At 55.8% G+C, this 251-nt stretch carries 1 protein-coding gene; it reads right to left on the minus strand.

The annotated features are described in order from the left end of the window. On the minus strand, positions 1–251 hold a 251-nt coding region (locus N6P30_RS24550; RefSeq protein ID WP_409557680.1), incomplete at both ends, for a transposase.

A 251-nucleotide genomic window follows, 5' to 3' on the forward strand; every position in this document is an offset into this window, starting at 1 on the left:
GCAACCTGACCATCGTAGTCACGCAGTGTCAGTGAACCTCCGAACAGCTGTTTTACCCGGTACATCGCCGTTTCCGCTATCGAGCGACGGTTATAATCTGTTGTCCATTTCCACCGCGCATTACTCCCGGTCAGCCGCTGATTCGCAACAGCACGGTTACGGTCTGCATATTCACCGGGCCAGTAACCCGCGCCTTTTCGGGGCGGGATAAGCGCGCTGATTTTCTTACGCCGCAGTTCATCGTGACAGAG

This window comes from Enterobacter sp. PL1 (genome assembly GCF_945957325.1).
GTDB lineage: Bacteria > Pseudomonadota > Gammaproteobacteria > Enterobacterales > Enterobacteriaceae > Enterobacter > Enterobacter roggenkampii.